This window comes from Pseudalkalibacillus sp. R45, from assembly GCF_052246725.1.
In the GTDB taxonomy this organism is placed as follows: domain Bacteria; phylum Bacillota; class Bacilli; order Bacillales; family Fictibacillaceae; genus Pseudalkalibacillus.
Window position 1 is genome coordinate 263,199 of record NZ_JBQQCL010000003.1, and the last position, 23,625, is coordinate 286,823.

The following is a 23,625-nucleotide window of genomic DNA, read 5'->3' on the forward strand; positions in this document are numbered from 1 at the left end:
ACACCAATCGTATGATTGGCGCTGCCTATATAAGTTCAATCATCGGTTTCCATTTTTAACCCATTCAGCAACTGTAACTGTACGTTTAGCTTGATGTTTTACAGCTCCCTCAACATCATCGACCATTTTACCATTTTGATCGACTGTCACGCTTGTTCCATATGGATTTCCACCTGCTCCAAACAGTACTGGATCCGTGTATCCAGGTGCGGCAATAATAGCCCCCCAGTGCATCATAGAAGTATATAATGATAACAATGTAGCTTCCTGGCCGCCGTGTGCATTTTGTGCAGAGGTCATCGCGCTTACAACCTTGTTAATTGTCTTACCGTTCGCCCAAAGGCCACCTTGAATATCAAGGAATTGCTTCATTTGTGACGGTACATTTCCAAAACGTGTAGGAACACTGAATATAATAGCATCTGCCCATTCGATGTCATCAGATATTGCCACTGGTACATCTTTTGTGGCTTCTACAGTTGCCTTCCATGCTTCATTTCTCTCGATAATTGATTCTGGTGCTAATTCTTCTACTTTTAATACTTTTACATCTGCACCCGCTTCTCTTGCTCCTTCTTCAGCCCATTTTGCCAATTGAAAGTTTGTTCCACCCATGCTATAAAAGATTACTGCTAATTTGACCTTTGGCATATTATCCATCTCCTTTGTTGATTTCCCAAATATTCTTTCTAAAAATCCCATATTTTACACCTTCTGATTTTAGTTTTGCATATCCTATAAGAATCACCCGGTTGAACAAACTTCAGTACATACAAACCCTTCAGCAATTTCTCTTCTGCTGAACCTAACAAATCTTTTTTTGTTAACTTCATTGCATGAACTACGATTTGTTTTTTCTGTCTTCCAGATCATTAACTTACTAACAGGCAAGTGTATATCGCAGGCGAAGTAAAATTCTAACACCACCCATAAGATGTTCGTTGAGAATAATTATTTTTTTAAGTCGCTGTATTCCCCATTGCAATAGAAATTCTATTCCAACTATTGATTTGATTGATAATTAGTACAAGGTCCACATATTCTTTTTCACTGAAGTGTTTCCGTATCCGATTATATAATTCATCTGGTACACGCTTATTCGGAATCAATGTCACATGTTCAGTCAACTCTAAAGCTACTTTTTCTGCATCTCTGTAAAATGTACACTCTCTCCAAGCACTAATACAATATAAACGTTGTTCAGTTTCGCCCATTTTTCGAGCGTCGGATGTATGCATGTTGATACAGAATGCACAACCGTTAATTTGAGAAGCACGAATTTTAATAAGTTCACGGAGTTTACGTTCTATCCCCGTTAATTTAGTATACTTCTCCATATCCTTCATAATTTTCATAGCCTCGGGGGCAACATCATAGTAGGCAATTCTTTGACTCATAAGGCAGTACTCCTTTGTTTTTATATAACTCTATTCTATCCCAACGAGGATGATTTTTAGTTATTCACTTTTGTTTCATTAAGTAAAACCAGATATTTTCTTTTAAAGGTAAATTGGGATAAATTCAAGTTGCTTATAAGGACCTTGAAAACGACGTAAAATTAAATATTCGGTTTACTTACTAGAAAGTAAGATTCATTTATAAAATAAACCGTTTTTATGGTTTAAAAGAAACGGTTAAACTGGTCTCCCTTGATGCTAGATAATATACCGCCACTGATTGTATATCATCAAAATCATTTATGCTTTTTTCATTTTTCACCTCTGCAACAATTTCTTTGAGAATTGAAAGTTCGAATTTACTGATACACTCGAACCTTCTAGCCTGTTGTTGAATGAATTGTGTTTAACTTCTATTCTGCTGATACCGATGAATTTTCAATTGATAACAAAAAGTATTCAAGCTTTTTGTCAATTCGTTCGGTTCTGGCAATCCCTAAATCCTCCTTCTTTTCAAAATGATAATGAATACTTGCCTTGGTTACGCCTAGTTATTTAGATATGTCATCATAGCTGAACCCTACATATTCTTTTTGTTGTAATAACTTTATTGCTAAAATTTATGATTTGTTTTTTCTATTTTCCATATCCATTATTAACTTGCTAATAGGTAAGTGTCAGCAGAAAAGCCCTCAGGTGGGATTGATTTACAAAATGATCATTCGCCAAAAGAGTGTATTTTATTGTATATGTGACGTTTACGTTTTTTCACTATGTTTTTCAAATCCCTTTTCATGTGTCCAATTCAGCTTGAGTATTCATTGAACACAATAAATAAAAACACCAGAAATTACGTAAACTAGCCAAGAATAATACTTTATTGTTTTCATATGGGGAGGTGATGGTTCCTTGTGGAATTTCAAAAAACAAAAAAACAATTCAATACACGATTTGATTGATAAGGTTTCTAAATCCGATGATTTCTACCAATTTTCCACTACTAGCGTCAATGGATCACCCATATATTTTTCCTATTATAAGAGCCTTATTGATGAAAAGAAAATGCAACATCATCTCCTTCCATATATTCAATCTGAAGAGAAGGAATTTGAAGAGCTTTCGGATTTGATGAATATCATACCTATAGAAGATCGAGAAATCACTTCCGATGCTAAAGCATTCATAAACAAACTTACAAAAGGCTACATTTTGATTCATTTAACGAAAACTCCCGAAAAAGGTATTTTGGTTAATCTTTCGAATGGAACGAAAGGTTATAGAGATTTTAATGATTCTGAAAATGAATATAGTGTAATCGGACCAAAGGTGGGTTTTGTCGAAGATCTTGATACAAACCTCAGACTATTGAGAAGGAAAATTACATCCGACGATCTTGTTTTTATAGAATTTACTAAAGGATCTCTTTCAAACACTCGGGTTATGATTGGATATATTGATGGAATTGCAAATCCACAGCACATTCAAACCATGAGACAACGTATTGAGGATTTAGATATGGATGTTATATTCGATAGTGCAGTTCTAGATGAGATTATTACTGATAACTCAAATACACCTTTTCCACTATTCATGTCTACAGAACGTTTGGATCGTACAACCTTTATGCTTTTAAGTGGACAAGTAATCGTTATTAGTGACGGTTCACCTTATGTTATCGCAGGACCTACAAGTATATTTAATTTTTTTATATCACCAGAGGATTATTACTCACCTTGGTCAGTAGGGTCTTTCTTTCGATTAATACGATTTATAGGTGTCCTCTTTTCAATTTTGGCAACACCAATATATGTCGCAGTATTAACACATCATTATGCTATCATTCCGGAAGATCTGTTAATGCCGTTGATCATGTCAAGGGCAAATGTCCCGTTCCCTCCTATACTGGAAGCTTTATTTTTAGAAATTGCAATAGAACTCTTGAGAGAGGCAGGAGCCAGACTTCCGACAAAAGTAGGCCAAACTTTGGGAATTGTCGGAGGTATTGTAATTGGTCAAGCTGCTGTCCAAGCTGCACTAACAAGTAATATATTATTAATCATCGTAGCTCTTTCAGCACTTGCTTCTTTTACTACTCCTACTTTCAAGATGACTAATACGATTCGGACATTAAGATTCCCACTTATTCTCTTAGCTGCAATATGGGGAGGTTTTGGGGTAACCCTGGGTCTTACTTTTATCATGTGCCATCTAATAAGGTTGAAATCTCTTGGCACACCCTATTTGGCACCTGTATACCCATTCAGGTACAAAGATTTAAACGATAGTTTTATTCGGTCTTCCTTAAGCGTCACGGGTAAACGCTATACCTTCCTTAGACCTCTAAAGTTGCTTAGGTACAATGTCAAAAAGCATAAAGACATCGAGGATGACTATAATAACGAATAACTTATTTCTCTTTCAAGAGGTTGTGGGCCATGATGAAATTTTTAAAAATCCTATGCATCCTGTTGTTAATTACAGGATGTTCAAGAAACAAAATAGTCGAGGATTTAAAACTGATTGAATCATTAGGCTATGATCTTGAAGGTGACAAAATAAAAGGGAGCGCCGCTTACTCTGTTCATTATGATATACCAACAGAGGCACAAGTAAAGCTTCTTACAGCAGAATCCGAAACTGCAAATGGAATATTTACGAGGTTTACACAACAAGTACCACACCCTGTTGAAATTGGAAAAACAAGAACAATATTAATGGGTGAATCTTTTGCAAAAGAAAGCATTAAAGATTTAATTGGTACGCTTGTCAGAGATCCAATCATAGCAAGCAATGCAAAAATGGCAATATCCGAGCAGGATGCTGCTGAAGTCCTTAATCTTACTATGACATTACCACCTTTTTATCTCTCTGATGTAATTGAACAAAATATAACATATGGGAATACGCCGCAAACGAACCTTCATACAGCATTAAATCAATATTTTGGTACTGGACAAGATGTTTACTTACCGTTCTTAATCATTGATGAATCTGAAAAGATAATGGTTGATGGTTTAGGAATTTTTAAGGGTGACAAATTGGCGATGCGCCTGCAGGATAGAGAAACGTTCCTCTTTAAGATCATTAAAGACAAAAATATGAGTGGTACTTATGAATTCATCAGCGAACAGAAAGAGAAAATCTCTTTAAAAATTATGTATGGAAAACGAAAAATCTACCTTAAAAATACTCGTCAAGAGCCAAAGGTGAAAATTACACTTGATTTGTTTGCTCTTATTAAAGATTACCCAGGGTCCCTTGATCTTACCAAAAAGGAAGAGGTAGATAAATTATCTACAATGATCGAAAAAGAATTAACCACAAAAATTGAAAAGTTATTGGAAGAGTTTAAAGAGGAACAAGTAGATCCAATGGGATTTGGAGATTTAGTTAGAAGTGAAAAGCGGGATTGGACGCAAGATAGGTTTAATGATCAATACCCAAATTTAGAATTTGAAATTGAAACAAAGATGAACTTTCTCGGGAGTGGGTAGATAATGGAGCAAAAAAATAATGAAAAATATTTAGTATCTACTTTTTTTGTCTTCTTTTTGATTCACTCATCTCAAACAGGAATTGGTCTTCTGAGCTTTCAGAATACGATTTTTGAAAATGCTGGGCATGATGCATGGATCTCGGTTATTATCACAGGTCTAAGCCTTCATATTATATTATGGATGATACTAAAAATGGTTAGTAACCCCACAAAAGACTTGTTAAAAATCCACCAAATTTCGTTTGGTGATAAAATCGGGAATTTTTTATCGGTTATTGTTATTGGATACTTTTTTCTTTTGGCTCTTACCGTATTTCGTACTTATATAGAAGCTATACATGTATGGGTATTCCCAATGATCAAAACCTGGGAGCTTAGCATAGGGTTAGTATGTCTAATCATTTACATCATTACCGGAGGATTCCGAACATTAACGGGAATAAGCTTCCTGGGAGTGGTTTTACCTTCTCTTCTTCTGCTAACGTTATATTTTCCTTTACAATATGCTAATTTTAGAAACCTAATGCCGGTTTTTAACCATTCAATCCTTGAAATAGCCCAATCCTCAAAAGCATCTTCCCTGATATATATTGGATTTGAGACCTTGTTGATTTACTTCCCGTTTATTAAGTATCCTTCTAAATCTGCAAAATGGGCACACGGAGCATTAGCTTATACAACTTTCCTATATCTTTTGGTTACATTGTTAACCTTCGTTTATTTTAGCCAAGGTCAACTTAAGCATACATTATGGCCGACATTGGTAATGACTAAGATTGTTGAAATGCCTTTTATCATGCGGTTTGAATTTATTTTTATCTTTACCTGGCTTTTGGTTATACTTCCTGCCGTCTGTATTCCTATCTGGTGTTGTACGAGGATTCTAAAGAAAATAACGAAAATTAAACCAAGGAAATCATTATATACGATCATGTCATTAATATTGCTTAGCAGTATCTTGATTGATGACCGTTTGAAAGTAGATGCACTAGGAAAATTCGCCTCAGAGATAGGTTTCTATTTCATATATAGCTACATACCACTTTTATTTATCATTTTTTCCATACGTAAAAGCAAATTCAAAAGCTCTGATGTGGATTCAAATTGAATTAAGAAATAATAATTCAGGTTAGTATTGATAAAACAACAAAAAACGCACTTTGAATTCGTCTTGAAATGATGAATCAGTGCGTTTTGCTTTGATATTTACTTGTTTGCACCTCTCATGTAACACGTTTCTGCCGACTGCCAAGGGTCTTTATCCTTTATGCCGTTTCTTTTACTTTTCCCGATTGCAATCGATAAACCTGGAAGAGGAGCAACGCAAATATGGATAAGATGGCTCCTGCAATGAATGGAAGACCGATTGTAATCGAAAATAACCACCCACCTAGAGGAGGTCCTGCAATCCGGCCGAATGAATCAAAGGATGAGAGTAAGCCTGTGACACCGCCATATCCTGTGTCCGATCGTTTGGTAAGAAGGGCGGAAATCGCAGGTCGGATCACGCCATTCCCCAATCCGAAAATCGTCAGGAAGAGGGTCGTTGTCCAGAAATCACGTGAAAACAGGATAAGAACGAATCCAATCGCCGAGACAGTAATGCCTACCCGAATGACCGCCCCTTCACCGAACCGCTTTGTCATCGGGCCGACCAATCCTCCTTGCACAATGGCACTGCCCAGCCCCATGATCATGAAGATATAGCCAAGTTGAACCGTGGTGATTCCTGCCTTATCAGCTGCGAAATAGGCGAACGTCGCTTCAAGCCCAGCCAGTGAAAGGGTGACGATCAATTGTAAAATGAACAGAATGGAAAGAGGTCCTTCGAATGCCTTCCAGACCGATTCCTTTTTCCTCGAAAACTCGTTTCTTTTCTCTGCAGGGAGTGATTCTTTCACTAATAGGAGCACCAAAATCAATGTGATGACCGATGAAATTCCTGCCACATAAAAGGGCATTGAAAGGCTGGTTTTTGAAAATACCCCGCCGATTGCCGGTCCGAAAATGAAACCGAGCCCGGTTGCAGCTCCGATGATCCCCATTCCTTTTCCACGGTTCTCTGGCGTTGTGATATCCGCTGCATAAGCCATGGTGGTAGGCATATTTGCAGAAGATAGGAAACCGCCAATAATCCGGGCGGCAAATAAAACCCATAGCGAATCTGCCATCGCCATGATGAAAAATGAAATCGCTAATCCTGCTATCCCCAGCATCATGACCGGCTTCCGGCCGATTCGATCTGAAATACGTCCCCACATCGGAGCGAAGAGTAATTGCATAATCGAATAAACCGCCATCAATAGACCAAGTTCAAACGGACTTCCCCCCACCTCTTCAGCGAGAAATGGCAAGACCGGAATAATGATGCCGAACCCGACCATGACCATGAACATGACAAGAAAAAGTATTGGTAATGCCTTTTTTGACTCCATTATGTATTCCCCTCATATTGAATAAAATTTATCTTTATGGCTTGGTTGTACTTATTGTTTATAAAATGCTACGATTCATATATCAAGACAACCATTACCTGACTAATTGTCAAGTTATAATTATACTATTGTCATTTACTTAATCCAATTAATTTTGAATTTCGTTGTACATATTTTAGAGTTGTAACCTCAAAAAAAACAGCCTGCGCTAAGGCTTAATTGCCCTTATATTGAAGAAAGTATTTATACTTTCTTTAAATGTAAAAAATAAACACGGCTTTCATAATGAGAGTCGTGTTTATTAGTCATATATTGAGCTAGGGGAACTTTGGTACTTGTTTGCCCTGAATAAGATATCCTTTTCTTGGATACCTATCAGGCCAATTATCCATCAACCTGCCAAGCTTCCAATACCTTCCCATTTTGATGTAAAATATATTCTTCAAACTGATTTGCTACTGTACAAGCATGGTTCGGAATAATTCTAACCTTATCATTCAATTTTAAGGAACTCTGTTGTGTGGATGTCCCGATTCCATGTTCTTCTGATAACCGTTCCAGCGTAATTTCTGGATGGCCGATCATGTGACCGAATCCTTTCACGGTATCATTTCCGTGTGCGCCTTTATCCAAACAAAGCGTTTTGCTTCCTGTATCAAATACAATCCGATCTTGATAAACACCTATTACAGAAGCCAATACCGTCAATGCACAGTTTTCAATATCTGCAACACCTAATCCTACTTGAATTGCATCGAAAAACACAGCGTTTCCGGGCCTGATTTCGGTGATCCCAGGTACCTTTCCTGCAATTTTATAGGTCGGGGTGGAACCGACACTTCTTACTGGTATTGGAATCCCGTCTTTTTCACATTTCTCGGCACTTTCCACGACTGCCTTTCCTTCATGAACTCCAATTTGTTCAATTTCCGAATAGGTTGAGGCAGCATAGGAATGTCCGGCATGGGTTAAAATACCGCCCAACCTGATCTTGGAGTGCGACAAAACTTCCTTCGCTAATACCAAAGCGTCCTTTCCTGGTTCAACCCCACATCGGTTTAGCCCAGAATTCACTTTGATCCATACTTCTAGAGAGAATGGTGTATGATCAAGTTCCTTTTGTAAATAGGCTAACTGCTCTGTGCTATCTAATGCTACTTTAAGTTTAACACCTTGTTGTAAAAGCTTTATCATTCTACCAATCTGGTTCGGACTGGAAATGGGATAGGCGATCAATATGTCATCCATTCCACCAGCAGCCATTGCTTCAGCTTCAACAATTGTAGCGGTCGTTATGCCGACAGCTCCCGCTTGAAGCTGCAGCTTCGCGATTTCAATGGATTTATGTGTCTTTATATGCGGGCGATAAGAAAGGTTATGTTCCTCTGAAAAGTTTGCGATTTCGTTTATATTTTTTATAAGTCTATCGTAATCCAGCAGCAATGTCGGCGTGTCTAGACTTGTTACCATCGTCATTGTAGGCATCTCCACCTTTACTTATGACATCGAGTTTCAAATAGAGTTCCAAAAGGTCTTTTACATAATCCGGTAAGAACTGACCTGTTTCATAATACGTTAAATCAAGCACTTCCTGGACTGTTCGCTTCCCATCCATCCAATATAAAATAAAGTCAGCATAGCCAAGCGGAATATCTGGTTCCACTTCTTTCAACCAATGGTATCTTTCCTCTAGAGAAAGGACACTGATTTCATCCACCAGCCGGACTGGACCTTTATGATTCCTTTCATATATTGCGTCGATCCATTCGTATTCTTTCTTCTTCTCTGATTTCTCTGAAAATTGCCGCTCTCCTATTGCATAAAGTATATCGGCTTGCTTTGCAATCAGATTTTTCAGCTGTTCAATTTGCTCTTGCAGGTCGTTGAAGTTACGAAGCTTCGCATATTGGTCGAGCTGAGATAAGGTCTCCTCTTCATATTGAACATAAAACGAGAATGCTTCATGAAATTGCTTTTTGGATAGGTTGGATTTCGTCAGTGACTCTTTTGCATCATTCATATGTGAACCGATCTTACCCATATGGTGCAGGGTATACGAAATCCACTCACTCTCGTCTCCATTTGCTAAACCGTAACCATATAGGGCGGTCACCGTACCGATCAGTTTCATCATGTTTTCATCTAGATTTTTAGTAGAGTCCGATGTCGTATGGTAATGCTTATCTGGCCATTGAATAAGCATTGGGCACGGAATCCCGATTGTGGGGTCCGAAATTATATAATGATCACTTCCGCCTGAAAAACGGGTACTGACATAGTGCACTGTACTATAATCCGTAGTGCCGGTAAAATTAGTAGTGTTATTTGACGTATCTTCTACTAAATTGTAGGCGAACCTATCCAGAAAAGTCGGCACAGCCATTGGCGGTTGTTCAACACATAATGGACCGCCTCCCTTCGTTTGATCCGCCCCCACCATATCCAGGTTCAACGCTGCGATTGTATTCGGAATCCGCCCTTCGTTCAGATGAAAATAGGCAGCCGTTCCGGTCATTTCTGGCATCATCAAGAATCTGATTCCAAGCTCTGGTTTTGACAATTTACCTTCCTTGATCAACCGTGTTAATGTCCGCATCACTTCCATCAATGTACCAGGTCCCGAGGCGTTATCTTGTCCACCTGGATACGGATGACACAAGTGGCTGACAAGTAAAATCTCCTGCTCTTTTTTCCCAGGAATGAAATATTCAATGTTTTCAAATTGACCGTCTTCCAGTTCAGCTTCCACTTTTGCCTTCAATCGGACAGTTTGCTTTTTTGCTAGATTCCCAAGTTCTTCACCGATTCTTGGTGATACGACAAATCCGAAGGACTTCACTTCCTTTTCACGGTGCCACCAATAGGAGGTGTATTGTCGTGTATCTGGTAAATCCCAACGTGTTCGGATCGGATTGAATTCGGCAAGATTATCAAATATCAATCCCGCACATTTATATTTTTCAACCGCTAAGGCATGAATGATAAACTGGTTTCCTCTTACAAGTGCAATTTTCCCTTCTAGATCCAGACCGTCATAACTGCTCTCTTCTTCTGCATTTTCAATAACAACCAGTTCAGCCTCTAATCCCTCTCCTGGTGTTGAAATGCTCCTTTGCACAACTGAGATCTCTTCCTCCTCGAATCTGGCAATCCTTTTCCGTTGCGGCGTTTCGATCCAGAGCTCTGCACTTTCACACTTCCATTCTTTAAATGAAAAATGTGATAAAAACCGTTCCCCAAATCTGGCTGGATACGATATCCGTTCAGCATCCACGCCCTCACGTTGTAATAATCTCATTACTTCACCGGCCGCTTCCCTATACCCTGGAGAGGCTTGAATGCGGTGATATTGCCCAATCCGATCTGCATATCGAAACGCCTGTTTTCCTGAAATTTCTTCTTCAATGATCTTCTTTATATCTTCGAACATCCAATCCCTCCAAATCATTTATCTTTTCTTATTCGAGTTTTCCAGGGTCAAACCCTTCTTGAATTGCCGATCCCTGTCACAAGCTGAAGTTAAGAGCAAACAGACAGACCTTTAGTCCAAGAAAAAGTATTTAGGAAAAGGAGCCTTACCCTCTCAACCTATGTAAATCCGATTCTACCATTGTTGCTGTTATATTAATTTTTTGAAAATTCTTTCATCTTACTTTCATATTCTACCATTTCTTATTATAATTATAATGTAAGAGCGATTATAATTTTTGATTCACACATAAAAGAAAGGAGCATGCTTAATGGACAAGAACGAAATGCATGACAGCAAAGCTGGTGCTGGCCAGTGCCCTTTTACGGGTGAAAAATTGAAGGAAGAAAGTGCCGTCACGACGACAAAAGTCGGGACAACCAATAAGGACTGGTGGCCGAACCAGCTGAACCTGAACATTCTTCGTCAGCATGACACGAAGACGAATCCATTGGGTGAAGACTTTGATTATGCAGAAGAGTTCCAAAAGTTGGATTACGATGCTCTGAAGCAGGACCTTCATGACCTGATGACAGACAGCCAGGACTGGTGGCCTGCAGACTATGGACACTACGGACCACTCTTTATCCGCATGTCTTGGCACGCAGCCGGTACATACCGTACTGGTGACGGACGCGGAGGCGGGAGCACGGGTCAACAACGTTTTGCACCGCTGAACAGCTGGCCGGATAATGCGAACCTTGATAAAGCGCGCCGCTTGCTTTGGCCGATCAAACAAAAATACGGGAACAAGATTTCATGGGCAGACTTGCTTGTCCTATCCGGTAATGTCGCGCTTGAATCGATGGGCTTGAAGACGTTCGGTTTCGGCGGCGGACGTGAAGATGTCTGGCATCCGGAAGAAGATGTCTACTGGGGGAATGAGACAGAATGGCTCGGTGACAACCGTTACTCAGGCGACCGCGAGCTGGAAAATCCGCTTGCTGCTGTTCAGATGGGTCTCATCTATGTCAACCCTGAAGGTCCAAACGGAAATCCGGATCCAGTTGCAAGTGGACGCGACATCCGTGAAACGTTTGCCCGCATGGGAATGAATGATGAGGAGACCGTTGCGCTCATAGCCGGTGGCCACACATTCGGTAAAGCACACGGCGCAGGTGATGCTGAAGCGCATGTTGGCGCAGCAACAGAAGCCGCTGATATCGAAGACCAGGGCTTAGGCTGGAAGAGCACCCACGGAAGCGGTATAGGTCGTGACACGATCACGAGTGGTGTCGAAGGTGCATGGACAGCGAATCCGACACAATGGGATAACGGTTATTATGACCTTTTGTTCGGCTATGAATGGGAATTGACGAAGAGTCCTGCAGGGGCAAATCAGTGGAAACCTGTGAACCCGAAAGAAGAAGATCTCGCACCAGATGCAGAAGATCCAGCTGTAAAAGTTCCAACGTTCATGACGACAGCCGATATGGCGTTGCGTATGTTCCCTGATTATGAGAAGATCTCACGTCGTTTCCATCAGAACCCGGATGAATTCGCAGATGTTTTCGCACGTGCTTGGTTCAAGCTGCTCCATCGTGACATGGGTCCAAAATCAAGATACCTTGGCCCTGAAGTACCAAATGAAGATCTAATCTGGCAGGACCCGATTCCAACTGTTGATTATGAATTGACCGATGCTGAAGTCGCAGACTTGAAAGCGAAAATCCTGGCTTCTGGCCTATCTGTCAGTGAGCTAGTGAAAACGGCATGGGCTTCTGCAAGCACGTATCGCGGAACGGACATGCGCGGTGGTGCAAATGGTGCACGCGTCCGGCTTGCCCCACAGAAGGATTGGGAAGTGAACGAGCCTGAACATCTTACAAAAGCACTTTCAGTCTATGAAGAGATCCAAAGCCAGCTTGATAAAAAAGTAAGTCTTGCTGATTTGATCGTTCTTGGGGGGAGTGCAGCCATCGAAAAAGCGGCAAAAGATGCAGGTCTTGACGTGACCGTTCCATTTGCTCCTGGACGCGGTGATGCAACTGAAGAGCAGACAGATGCAGAAAGCTTTGATGTATTAGAGCCGATGGCAGATGGTTTCCGAAACTATGAGAAAAAGGAATACACGTTGAGCCCTGAGGAACTATTAGTCGATAAAGCTCAGCTGCTAGGTCTTACTGCACCGGAAATGACGGTGTTGATCGGCGGTATGCGTGTGCTTGGTACAAACTACAAAGGTACAGAGCACGGTGTATTCACAGACCGTGTCGGCACACTCACAAACGACTTCTTCGTGAACCTGCTTGACATGAATATCGAGTGGAAGCCAGCAGGATACAACCATTACGAAGGACACGACCGCAAAACAGGAAAGGTCGTACGCACAGCAACACGCGTCGACCTCGTATTCGGATCAAACTCAGAACTCCGTGCCCTCGCAGAAGTCTACGCACAAAACGACAACAAAGAAAAATTCGTACACGACTTCGTAGCAGCATGGGTGAAAGTGATGAATGCAGATCGGTTTGATCTGAAAGCTAAGAAATCATCGGAGATGTATGCGTAACGTTAAATAAAAGATGAAAAAACACCTTACCTGGATGCCTGAATTAGAGGCATGAGGTAAGGTGCTTCTTTTATTTGCACATGTTTAACGCAGCTGTTAATTTCACTTAAGGCAAAAAGTTAGACAATAACCGGACAGTTTGGAGACGGTAAAAAAAGCTGTAGAATAATAGCTCTGTTAAATACTAACCGTTTTGAAACTCCCTTGAAAACCACATTCTTCAATGATGCTTTTATATTTCTCTCTTTTATCATTCTTGTCGTACTCTGATAAAAACCATACAGTGTTTTTGGAATTAATTCTACGGATTATGTAAATCAGACGTTGTAGTACCGTCTATTGTAAAATCAGGTGATAAATTTATTGAATCAGGAAATACTAAGCTATTAATTTGGAAAAAAGGACCTGACCCCAACAACGTACGGGAATCAAGTCCTTCGTTTTTCTATGTTATTCTAACAATCTCAAGATCATAGCAGTGGTTTTATAGCGGATGCGTAAGCTTGTGCGCCTTTCGGATTCGGGTGGCCGACCGAAGCGATGCGACACAATTCAAAATCAAAGGTCCCACCTGGTTTAGAAGCAACACAATCGACATAGCGTAAAGGTGCGACATTCACATCCTCTGGCGATAAATTTGGGTTGATTCCATAAATGAAAGGATCACTCGTCAAAGCCGCGTGGGACGGACCAAAGTTTGGATCGGCAAAAAATATACGATTCTTTCCATTCGGTGTTGCATTTACTGTATCGACTGCATTTTTAAGGTGCATTCTTGACAGTTCCATTATTTGTTTGCAACGACTAATAATCTGGTTAATTTCTACAGTTCCGAGTACGGTAGTACCTATCGCTACAGGTACACCGCCAATACTAACCCCAAGTGCAGTTAATATCGCAAGAATCGCAGCCGTGTTACTTTGTTCAGAAAGTGGCTGATAATAGCCTGTTACAATTATTTTTGCATTTTTGAATTTACTCGTCACTTTTTCTAGCAACTTCTTCATATCGTCAAAGAAAATAACTTTTGCCGGCTGCATTAAATCCGGTCCCGACGGATTTAACACATTACTGATGCCGATATCATTAAATCCTCCATCCAAGAGGATAAGATCCACAAATTCGGGTGAACCGGTGAACAAATCGACTTGCTGCAGTATTGTTGGAAAGCTTGAAGGTACTTCTCCTGGTAGACCCAGATGGGACTCTATATTATTTGCTCCTATGATTGCCCCTGAGTGTGCCAGTACTTCTTTATAGAAACCGATGCCCCCTTTACTCGCCTGAACAGCGGAAGCTACGAGCGAATGGAACTTCTCGTGCTCCAATAACCCTTGACCCCATTGAATCGAATCACCAAGGACGAGCATTTGGAACGTTTCTAAGACGAGTTCGATCTCGTTTGACGGGGTACCGTCCGACAACATCACTTTTACCCGGATTATTTCTCCTGTAGAGTTCTCCTGAATCGTTACCGGTCGAATAAGCGTGAACTCCACCTGTGTTGGACTTATATACTTTACGTCGGGCATATTCTGATCGTTTACTTTAACCATAATTCGTTCAGCGAAGCCTGTGCCTATGAGTTGCACTTTCGTACCCGGTTCGACCCGAGATTTTGAAGCTGCAACCAGAGTGGGTTTTACATACAACGTCCCTTTGTTTGAAAGAGAATTATCTTCTTGCTTCACCTGCACTGCACGTCTTCCACCTTGAACTGATGGAACTGTAAACTGCATTTTCGTATCGCTGTATACAGTTGTTTTCGCCGGAATGCCTTCGACGAGGACAACATCGTTTTTCGTAAAACGTTTTCCATCGATCGATACCATTTCGTCAAAGTCCGCAAATTCAGGTGATACGTTGAAAATAGCAGGTTCAAGTAACTTCCGCCGAAATTCATCAGCCTCGATTACTTGCATGCTAACCGGTTCCGCATATCTCTCTCCGTCGATTCCGGGATTACCCGGGCTTCCTGATAACCCTTGCTTTCCTGGTTTACCGTCACTTCTACCATTATTCGGTCCACATGTTTGGAGAGCCGCCTTTACTGTGTCTCCTACAGGTCCACCATGTCCGCCCGCCCCCGGACCTCCAGAGTTCCCACCATGTCCGCCTTTGCCGCCATCTACCGTAATGTAAAACCCTTGCAAGTAGTTCATTATTACGGATTGCGGAGCATACAACGAAAGTTTACCCCCATGACCTCCTCCGCCGCCATCACCGCCGTTTCCGCCCGTACCACCGTTTCCGCCATTTCCACCCGCACCTGAGCCACTCTTACACCAAACGCCCTCTACTATACCAGCTCTTCCCTTCCCTCCTTGACCGCCATCCTGCCCATCCTGTCCGTCACCACCCTGAGTTCCATCTTGCCCTCGAAGATCAAAACTCGGATGTCCGATTAAATCCAGTACCCACACTTCTAATTCCGGTGCATCGGCTCCATCAAATCCGGGTTCTCCCTTAATCCCTGCTTGGCCGTCTGCCCCCCTGACATCTTCACCGCCTAATTTAGTAGAAATAGGTTGAACTTGCTCTTGCTTTAGCTTAGCCAGTTTTGGAGGTGGTTGAATGTTTGGACGCTCCCAAGTAAAAGTCACGCCTTTTCCGACTGTAATTTTTTCGGCTAAGATAATCAAATACTTCTGCGGATATTTAAAAATTACCGACGTGTTATCTTCAAGGTATACTTCCTCGGCAACCCAATAGGCTACATCAATTGGAAAGGTTGTAGTGCTGTGTGCTCTATAAGTTGGTGTTGGTGGAGGTGCAGGTGCCGGAATAAAGTTAAACGTTTGATTTGTCCGCTTTATAGGTGATGGGAATTGTTTTGGGATCCTCGGACTGTTAGGTGTAGGAAAAAATTTGATAGGTCTTGGATCTGGAATAGTAGGTTTTAGCGGTGGTGCCGTAATCTGTTGAGGATAAGGAATCGCCTTAAGTACTTTAGCGCGACCTCCAATTGGTTCGAGAATCAATGAATCTCGTACAATTTTAGTAGCACTGAAAGCGGATTGAAATAACGTCTCCCTCTCCATAACATTTGCATCCGGCTTTGTTAATCCGGGCTGAGGAATGACATTGCCACTAATAGTCAACTTACCAAGTCCTGATAGACTGTTAATGCCGAACGACTCCAAAATTGTTTTATGATGCTGCATTCTACTTTTAGTCAAATAGGTTTCTACGGTAACTGAGTTTAATTTGTCAATTAACGGTTTAATATCCAATTTCTTAACCATAATATCAGGCATTAACATTCCCCTTTAATAGTAATAAAAGCAACACTTCTCCAAGTTATGCCAACTATTTTAGAGTTATGACGACTATTTAAGATTTAGTGAAAAAAATACTTCATAGGATTCAGGGACTGAGTGACTCTACTATGTACAGATAAAATAAACTCTTACGACAAACCCGCATTCTTTCGTTCCCAGTTAAAATTAATTCTTATCAAAAATCCCGTTTTTCTCGATTTTTCCACTCGCTTTTTTCACGCTTTTTCTCGATTTTTTCGTAAAACTTTATTTTATCGTTTTACGATCAAACTTTTCCTCAAACCTAATAAAAAGAAGGAGTCAGCAGGTTTTTGCCCCGCTTTCTCCCTCTTTTTTTCGTAATTCTTTATTTTAACTTTGACCATTTTCGTAAATGTTTGTTTATTTTATCTTAAATATAGAATTACATCATTTCACTGTCCAGTCCCATAAATTTTCTTTTCAAAGTTATCAAGCAATGCACGCACATCATCTGTTGATTTCGTGTTCATCAATTGATTTCGTAATTCAGCAGCTCCAGGGAATCCTTTGACATAGATTTTGAAAAAGCGATGAAGCCCTGTGATTGAACGCGGCACTGCATCCGCATATTGATCCTGAAGTTCAAGCTGGAGTCGTAAAAGATCAAGGTATTCTTTACTGTTATGCTCTTTTGGCTCTTTTTCAAAAGCAAAAGGATTTTTAAAAATCCCCCGCCCGATCATTACGCCATCAATACCATATTGTTCAGCAAGCTGCAGCCCGGTTTGACGGTCAGGAATGTCTCCATTTATTGTTAGCAGCGTATTTGGTGCGATACGGTCACGTAATTTTTTGATTTCCGGAATAAGTTCCCAATGCGCATCTACTTGGCTCATTTCCTCTCTTGTACGTAAATGAATAGAAAGGTTCGCAATATCCTGTTGTAAAATATGCGTAAGCCACTCCTCCCATTCATTTACCTCCTTGAAGCCAAGTCGTGTTTTCACGCTGACAGGCAGTCCCCCCGCTTTTGCTGCTTGAATAAGTTCTGCCGCAACGTCCGGACGCAGAATAAGGCCACTCCCTTTCCCTCTCGATGCCACATTCGGTACAGGACAGCCCATATTAATATCGATGCCTTTAAATCCCATCTCTGCCATGCCAATACTCATTTGACGGAAATATTCGGGATTATCGCCCCAAATATGTGCCACCATTGGCTGTTCATCTTCTGTAAACATCAAACGGCCGCGCACACTTTTCATACCCTCCGGATGACAATAGCTATCCGAGTTTGTAAACTCTGTGAAAAATACATCCGGCCGACCGGCTTCACTTACTACGTGACGAAAAACAACATCTGTCACATCTTCCATTGGTGCAAGTACAAAAAATGGACGCGGTAAATCACGCCAAAAATTATCTATCATTTTAAGCTCAAATCCTCTCACTATCGATACAACTTCAAAATTCCGGTAAAAAATATTCCTTTACACTTATATCATGACTACTAACTGATTATAAAACACTGTACATTAATAAATTATGGAAAATTATGATACAGAGCGAAATGTTTATTTGGTTCTGTATGGTATTTTCACAAACAAAAAAAGCAGAGGATATAGAATTTTTCTATCTGAGCTGCTTTCCTATTATAGTAACTTCAAATACAAGACTGCTTCTCACCTATTTACTTTTTTGTAAATAAAGAAAGAAAAGTAAACAAAATGGCTTCATTCTCCAAGGAATACGGCACTTACAGTTATGAGAGTATAAGTTTCGCAACTGCCTTACAGCCGAACCCAAAATGTCCAAAGTTGAGTATTAAGAGAAAAGTTTGAAGAGTGCGAAAGTAAAACCCATTCACCAGAATCTCTAAAGGATTTAATACCTCAAATCTTACACTCAATGGTAAACATAGTAACCTTCATCTACATATCCATTACAACTTCGTATATCTTTTTCGAAAAACAAAAAAGGCAACGTCCCCATTAATTAGGCTTAGTTGCCTTCTTTTAAAATAAGTTGTACTACGCACTCCACATGCGTCGTATGCGGGAACATATCAACAGGTTGGATCTGCATCGTTTGATACCCACCATCCTCTAAAATAGCAAGATCCCTCGCCAGTGTTGCTGGGTTGCAAGATACATAGACGACCTTGTTCGGTTTCATATCGAGGATCGTGTTGAGCAGGGTTTCATCACAGCCTTTTCGCGGCGGGTCGACCACAAGTGTCTCGGCTTTGATCCCTTGTTCATTCCATGCTGGGATGATTGTTTCTGCTTCCCCTACTTCAAATTCTACATTTGTCATTCCATTCAGTTCTGCATTCCGTTTTGCATCCTCAATCGCTTCTGGAACAATCTCGACACCGTACACTTTCTTCGCTTTTTGTGCGAGGAACAGCGAGATCGTACCGATACCGCAATATGCGTCGATCACCGTTTCGTTTCCTTCAAGCTGAGCGTATTCCAGCGCTTTGTCATAAAGCACTTTCGTCTGTGTTGGGTTCACTTGATAGAAGGAACGGGCTGATATCGCGAACTGGATGTCGCCGATCGTGTCATAAATGTACTCGTCTCCCCACAGAACACGGGTTTCGTCTCCAAAAATGACGTTCGTCTTTTTCGGATTGATGTTTTGGACGATTGATTTGACATTCGGAATCTGATCGATGATATCAGCTACGATATTCTTTTTGTTCGGCAGTTCTTTTCCTTTCGTGACGAGGACGACCATGATCTGTCCGGTGTTTTGACCGTACTTCGCAATGACGTGGCGGAGCGTTCCTTTATGAGAGCGTTCGTCATAAGCCCGGATGCCATAGTTGTTCGCGATCTCTTTTACCGTCTGGACGACAAGGTCATTCGCTTCCTGCTGGATCAGACATTCCTTCATATCGATGATCCGATGGCTTCCTTTTTGATAGAAACCTGTGATCAGTCCACCCTCTTCCTCACCGACGGGGACTTGTGCTTTATTCCGATAGCGCCACGGGTCGTCCATGCCTAAGACAGGCAGTACGTTGACATCCTTCAGCTTGCCGATCCGTTCCATGACATCCTGCACCTGTTTGCGTTTGTACTCGAGCTGTCCTTCATATGTAAGGTGTTGTAGCTGACAGCCGCCACATTGCTTGTAGATCGGGCATGGCGGTGTGGTACGGTGTTCGCTTTCTTTCGTCACTTCCAAAAGCTTTCCGAACCCGAAGCCTTTCTTCGTCTTGGTGACTTTGACCTTCGCTTCTTCACCAGGAAGGCCTCTTGGGACGAAAAGCGTGTAGCCGTCGACTTTCGCGACCCCCGCGCCATCATGGGACAGGTCTTCGAATGTGACGTTGACGATATCGTTTTTTTGAACTGGTAAGGCTTGTTTTGCCATCTGATTTTCCTTCTTCCGCTCGTAAAATTCTTATCTGATTGTAGCACATCCGAAAGACGAATAACAAAAACAAGGAGGTCGTCAGTACCCCCTTGCTTAACAGTTATCTCTCCCTATAGTCAGACATCATCTTTTTCATATTTGCGGCTGTTTCCTTTGGTTGATCGGAACCGGTGATCGCACTGCCTACGATGATGATATCCGGCTTTTCTTGTAGGATCAACGGCAGGGAATCGAGATTGACACCACCTGCCACGGCTACTTCAAAATCGAATTCCTTGATCAATGAAAACAACTCGGTATCGAAGTCGCCCTCTGTCTGCTTGTCTTTGCCGATGTGGAGGCTTACGAGGTGGACGCCGAGCTGCTCAATCTCAGCAATCCTTTCCTTCGAATGAACCTCCAGCAAATCGATCATGATCTGTTTCCCTGCCTCGTTTGCGACCCTCAATGTATCCGTGATCGTCTGGCCAGCAGAGAAGGCCATGACCGTCGCGATGTCTGCACCTGCTTCAAACACCTGGTGCGCTTCGTGCCTCCCCGCGTCACAGGTCTTCATATCCGCAAGAATCACATGATCTGGGTAGCGGTTCCGCATCTCCCGTACGATCGACATTCCGTACTCTTTGATGACACCTGTTCCGACTTCTATGATATCAATGCTCTCCTTCGTTTCTTCAACGATCCGGAAGCACTCGTCCCTCGTCAATCTGTCCAATGCCAATTGCAGTTTCATCATTAAACCTCACTTTTCGTTCAATTTTACCGAGTTTCATTGTAACAGTTATAACGTATGGCTTGATCGTCATTTATCCGTCCTCCATTAAAACAATCCAGGATTCACCATCTTAGGGATGAAGAATGCGATATCCGGGAAGAACGCGATGAACAGTAATACGACAAGGATGATCGCAATATATGGAATGACGGCGACAAACGACCGTTCAATGGACATATCGCCAATCTTCGCTGCGAGTAGAAGGCACAAGCCATATGGCGGCGTGATCAGACCGACGGCTAATGTGATGACGACGATCAGCCCAAGGTGGACAGGGTCGATGCCAAACTCGAGGGCTGTCGGTAGGATGACCGGAACGAATAAAATCATTGCCGGAATCGCATCCATGAACGTTCCGATGAACAGGAAGGAGGCGATGATGATCAGGATGAACAACCATTCTGCTCCGATATTGTTCGTAAAGAATTCCTGTGCCATCGTTCCTAGGCGGTAATAGCTCAACAGCTCTCCCAATGCACTCGCAGCAGCCAATGCAAACAGGGATAAGGAACTTAATGCCAACGTCTCCATCAAAATCTTCGGCAAGTCTTTCAGTTTCAATGTTTTATAGTAAAACATACAGACGAGCAGTGTATATAATGACGCGATGGCTGCGGCCTCTGTCGCTGTGAAGAATCCTGAGATGATCCCGCCGATGATGATGACGGGTGTTAATAATGCCGGAAATGCTTCAGCGAACATCCGGAAAAATTGCTTGAATTCTACCCGTTCCGCTTTCGGATAATTCCGTTTGACAGCAATGAAGTACATCATGATCATCATCGCCAGCCCGATCAGGATCCCTGGCACGATGCCACCGAGAAATAATGCACCGATAGACGCATTGGTCAGACCAGCGAAGATGATCATCGGGATGCTTGGCGGAATGACGACACCTATCGTTGACGAGGCGGACGTGACACCTACAGCCGTTTCTTTTTCATAACCTTTATTCCGCATGCTCGGGATCAGAATTTTCCCGACACCAGCCGTATCAGCCTGTGATGCTCCCGAAACCCCGGCAAACATCATTGATACGAGGATATTCGCGTGTGCCAGCCCGCCACGGATCGGACCGACGATGGCGAGGGCAAGATTGATCAACTTCTCGGATATTTTACCAGAGTTCATCAAATTGGCCGCAAGGATGAATAATGGAACAGCCAACAGGACAAACGAATCGAGGCCATTGACCATTTTCATCGAAACCGTCGCTTCAGGTGTGTAAGGAATGCCCGAAATCCCGACTAATGCAACAATACCGATGACGAATGCGATCGGAACCCCGATCAACATCAAGACGATGAAGAGTGCAAGTAATAGAAATCCCATTATCCATTGACCTCCTTCGCTTTTCCTGTATGGACTTGATCCACTTTTGCTGCCTGGACATGATCGATCAGATGGGAAAAGGAATAGATGATCATCGTTCCAGCCATGATCGGAACGGACATCCATATATACCCCATTTTCATATCAGGGATCGATGCCCATGTATAATTCCAGAATTCGACTGCGACCTGGACACCTAATAGGAAGATGAATACGTTGAACGTGATGAGCACCAGATCATTGACGATTTTCAAAGAGGTTTTCCGCTTCCCTTTCAATTTTTTCAGGATAAAATCAAAGTTGAAATGCTCACGGCGATTGACCATGATCGCTGCTCCCATGAAGATCGCCCAAATGAACGAATAATTGGCGACCTCCTCTGTCCAGATGATTGAAATGCCTAAATGCCTCGTGATGATCTGTAACATGATGACGAAAAAGAAAATAGATAAGAATAGGATGGCGACTGTCATTTGCAATCTCTCAAGAACTTGTACGAAACGTTTCATAGAATTCCCTCCCAAGCTGTTATTCTAGTTCTCTGATTTTCTTCAATAGGTCTTCTGCCTCGATTTCCTTAGCGAAGTCATCCAATATCGGCTTGGCGATCTCGATGAAAGGTTCTCGATCGATCTCGTTGACGACCGCCCCTTCTTCGATTGCTTTTTCCTTATATTCGATATCCTGTTTGAGGGTCTCTTCACGTTCTGCCTTCACCGATTCCTCTGCCGCCTGCAAGATGATTTCCTGATGTTCCTTTGAGTAGTCATCGAATTTCTCACCATTGATCAATAATAGTCTTGTCGTATAATCGTGGGCTGTTTCCGATATATATTTTCCGTTCGGAGTCGTATGGTGAGCCTGCTGGACGAAAAACGGGTAAGCGTTTTCAGATGAATCGACGACATCCTGCTGCAAGCCCTGGTACAGTTCGCCCCATGCTATATTGGATGGGATAGCTCCTGTTTTCTTCCAGAAATCTGAAATGATCCCGGATGTTTGTGTCCGTAGTGAAACACCTTTCAGATCTTCCACTGATTCGATTGGTTTCTTTCCGTAATAATGTCGGACACCCGCTGTCCAATAGCCTAATAGTTTAAAAGAATTATCGGATTTTTCATTGATGATTTCCGCCATTTCTTTTCCGACTTCCCCATCAACGGTTTTCAACCAATGGTCATAGTCTTTGAACAAATATGGTGCGGAAAATAGATCGACTTCCCTTATCCCTGTCTGGGTCATGAAACCAGGTGATGCAAGCACGACATCTGCAGCACCGAGTTGAAGTTTTTCAACCAGCTGGGATTCCTCCGTCCCGATCGTACCGGCATGGACTTCGACTTCAATCGATCCGTTTGATTCCTTTTCGGCCACCTCTTTAAATTTCAATAAACCGACCTGGAACGGATTATCAGGAGAGGTCTGGTTATGGGCAGCAATGATTTTGATCTTCCCATCTCCATTTGGATCCGCTTCGTCTGTGTTGCAACCGGAAAGGATTGCAATCGTTGCAATAATCAGAAAAATGAAGCCGTATTTGATTTTGCTCATGTTGGTATACCTCCATTTGTAGATTGTCA

Annotated in this window: 16 protein-coding genes; 4 read left to right on the plus strand and 12 right to left on the minus strand. The window is 41.9% G+C overall.

The genetic code is table 11. The features are described from left to right. Positions 1 to 39: 39 nt before the first annotated feature. Together wrbA and ACTWQL_RS08910 are read right to left on the minus strand one after the other, a co-directional pair. A complete protein-coding gene (gene wrbA, locus ACTWQL_RS08905; RefSeq protein ID WP_443142092.1) occupies positions 40 to 651 on the minus strand; it encodes an NAD(P)H:quinone oxidoreductase in 612 nt (203 codons plus the stop codon). A gap of 308 nt (positions 652 to 959) precedes the next feature. Beyond that, positions 960 to 1,397 carry a carboxymuconolactone decarboxylase family protein gene (locus tag ACTWQL_RS08910; RefSeq protein WP_443142093.1) on the minus strand — a complete coding sequence of 146 codons (438 nt, stop codon included), beginning with the start codon at positions 1,395 to 1,397 and terminating at the stop codon, positions 960 to 962. A 909-nt stretch (positions 1,398 to 2,306) separates the two neighbouring features. On the opposite strand from ACTWQL_RS08910, the gene ACTWQL_RS08915 reads away from it, so the two are divergent. Genes ACTWQL_RS08915 through ACTWQL_RS08925 form a run of 3 tightly spaced genes read left to right on the plus strand, consistent with a single transcriptional unit; the run spans position 2,307 to position 6,001 of the window. Next, positions 2,307 to 3,803, plus strand: coding sequence for a spore germination protein (locus ACTWQL_RS08915; RefSeq protein WP_443142094.1), 1,497 nt, complete (start codon positions 2,307 to 2,309; stop codon positions 3,801 to 3,803). 29 nt (positions 3,804 to 3,832) lie between these two features. Continuing rightward, complete coding sequence (locus tag ACTWQL_RS08920) at positions 3,833 to 4,891, plus strand: Ger(x)C family spore germination protein (protein WP_443142095.1); 1,059 nt, start codon at positions 3,833 to 3,835, stop codon at positions 4,889 to 4,891. Between the two features lie 3 nt (positions 4,892 to 4,894). Continuing rightward, on the plus strand, positions 4,895 to 6,001 hold the full coding sequence (locus ACTWQL_RS08925) for a GerAB/ArcD/ProY family transporter (RefSeq protein ID WP_443142096.1): 1,107 nt from the start codon (positions 4,895 to 4,897) through the stop codon (positions 5,999 to 6,001). Positions 6,002 to 6,158: 157 nt separating this feature from the next. On the opposite strand, the gene ACTWQL_RS08930 is transcribed toward ACTWQL_RS08925, so the two are convergent. From ACTWQL_RS08930 to ACTWQL_RS08940, 3 genes are all read right to left on the minus strand, one after another. Next, entirely contained in the window at positions 6,159 to 7,328 is a 1,170-nt protein-coding gene (locus ACTWQL_RS08930) for an MFS transporter (protein ID WP_443142097.1), read from the minus strand. A 384-nt stretch (positions 7,329 to 7,712) separates the two neighbouring features. Continuing rightward, positions 7,713 to 8,804, minus strand: a complete 1,092-nt coding sequence (locus ACTWQL_RS08935; protein ID WP_443142098.1) for a D-TA family PLP-dependent enzyme — start codon at positions 8,802 to 8,804, stop codon at positions 7,713 to 7,715. After that, the gene (locus ACTWQL_RS08940; protein WP_443142099.1) at positions 8,752 to 10,758 is read right to left on the minus strand and encodes a DUF4910 domain-containing protein; all 2,007 of its coding nucleotides are present in this window, start codon (positions 10,756 to 10,758) and stop codon (positions 8,752 to 8,754) included. Before ACTWQL_RS08940 ends, ACTWQL_RS08935 begins: the two co-directional genes overlap by 53 nt. 310 nt (positions 10,759 to 11,068) lie before the next feature. Here ACTWQL_RS08940 and katG point away from each other — a divergent pair, with 310 nt between their 5' ends. Then, positions 11,069 to 13,309: a catalase/peroxidase HPI gene (gene katG / locus ACTWQL_RS08945; RefSeq protein ID WP_443142100.1), complete on the plus strand. Its 2,241-nt coding sequence runs from the start codon at positions 11,069 to 11,071 to the stop codon at positions 13,307 to 13,309. A gap of 470 nt (positions 13,310 to 13,779) precedes the next feature. Here katG and ACTWQL_RS08950 read toward each other — a convergent pair whose 3' ends face one another. The 7 genes from ACTWQL_RS08950 to ACTWQL_RS08980 form a co-directional block, all read right to left on the minus strand. Further along, positions 13,780 to 16,566, minus strand: a complete 2,787-nt coding sequence (locus tag ACTWQL_RS08950; RefSeq protein ID WP_443142101.1) for an IPT/TIG domain-containing protein — start codon at positions 16,564 to 16,566, stop codon at positions 13,780 to 13,782. Positions 16,567 to 17,003: 437 nt separating this feature from the next. Further along, positions 17,004 to 17,981 (minus strand): tRNA dihydrouridine synthase, encoded by a 978-nt coding sequence (locus ACTWQL_RS08955; RefSeq protein ID WP_443142102.1) that lies wholly within the window; start codon positions 17,979 to 17,981, stop codon positions 17,004 to 17,006. 571 nt (positions 17,982 to 18,552) lie between these two features. Beyond that, on the minus strand, positions 18,553 to 19,935 hold the full coding sequence (gene rlmD / locus ACTWQL_RS08960; RefSeq protein ID WP_443142103.1) for a 23S rRNA (uracil(1939)-C(5))-methyltransferase RlmD: 1,383 nt from the start codon (positions 19,933 to 19,935) through the stop codon (positions 18,553 to 18,555). Between the two features lie 103 nt (positions 19,936 to 20,038). Continuing rightward, complete coding sequence (gene hxlA / locus ACTWQL_RS08965; protein ID WP_443142104.1) at positions 20,039 to 20,671, minus strand: 3-hexulose-6-phosphate synthase; 633 nt, start codon at positions 20,669 to 20,671, stop codon at positions 20,039 to 20,041. 87 nt (positions 20,672 to 20,758) lie between these two features. Further along, positions 20,759 to 22,045 carry a TRAP transporter large permease gene (locus ACTWQL_RS08970; RefSeq protein ID WP_443142105.1) on the minus strand — a complete coding sequence of 429 codons (1,287 nt, stop codon included), beginning with the start codon at positions 22,043 to 22,045 and terminating at the stop codon, positions 20,759 to 20,761. Then, a complete protein-coding gene (locus ACTWQL_RS08975) occupies positions 22,045 to 22,554 on the minus strand; it encodes a TRAP transporter small permease (protein ID WP_443142106.1) in 510 nt (169 codons plus the stop codon). Before ACTWQL_RS08975 ends, ACTWQL_RS08970 begins: the two co-directional genes overlap by 1 nt. A gap of 19 nt (positions 22,555 to 22,573) precedes the next feature. Next, positions 22,574 to 23,596: a TRAP transporter substrate-binding protein gene (locus ACTWQL_RS08980; RefSeq protein WP_443142107.1), complete on the minus strand. Its 1,023-nt coding sequence runs from the start codon at positions 23,594 to 23,596 to the stop codon at positions 22,574 to 22,576. Positions 23,597 to 23,625: the final 29 nt, after the last annotated feature.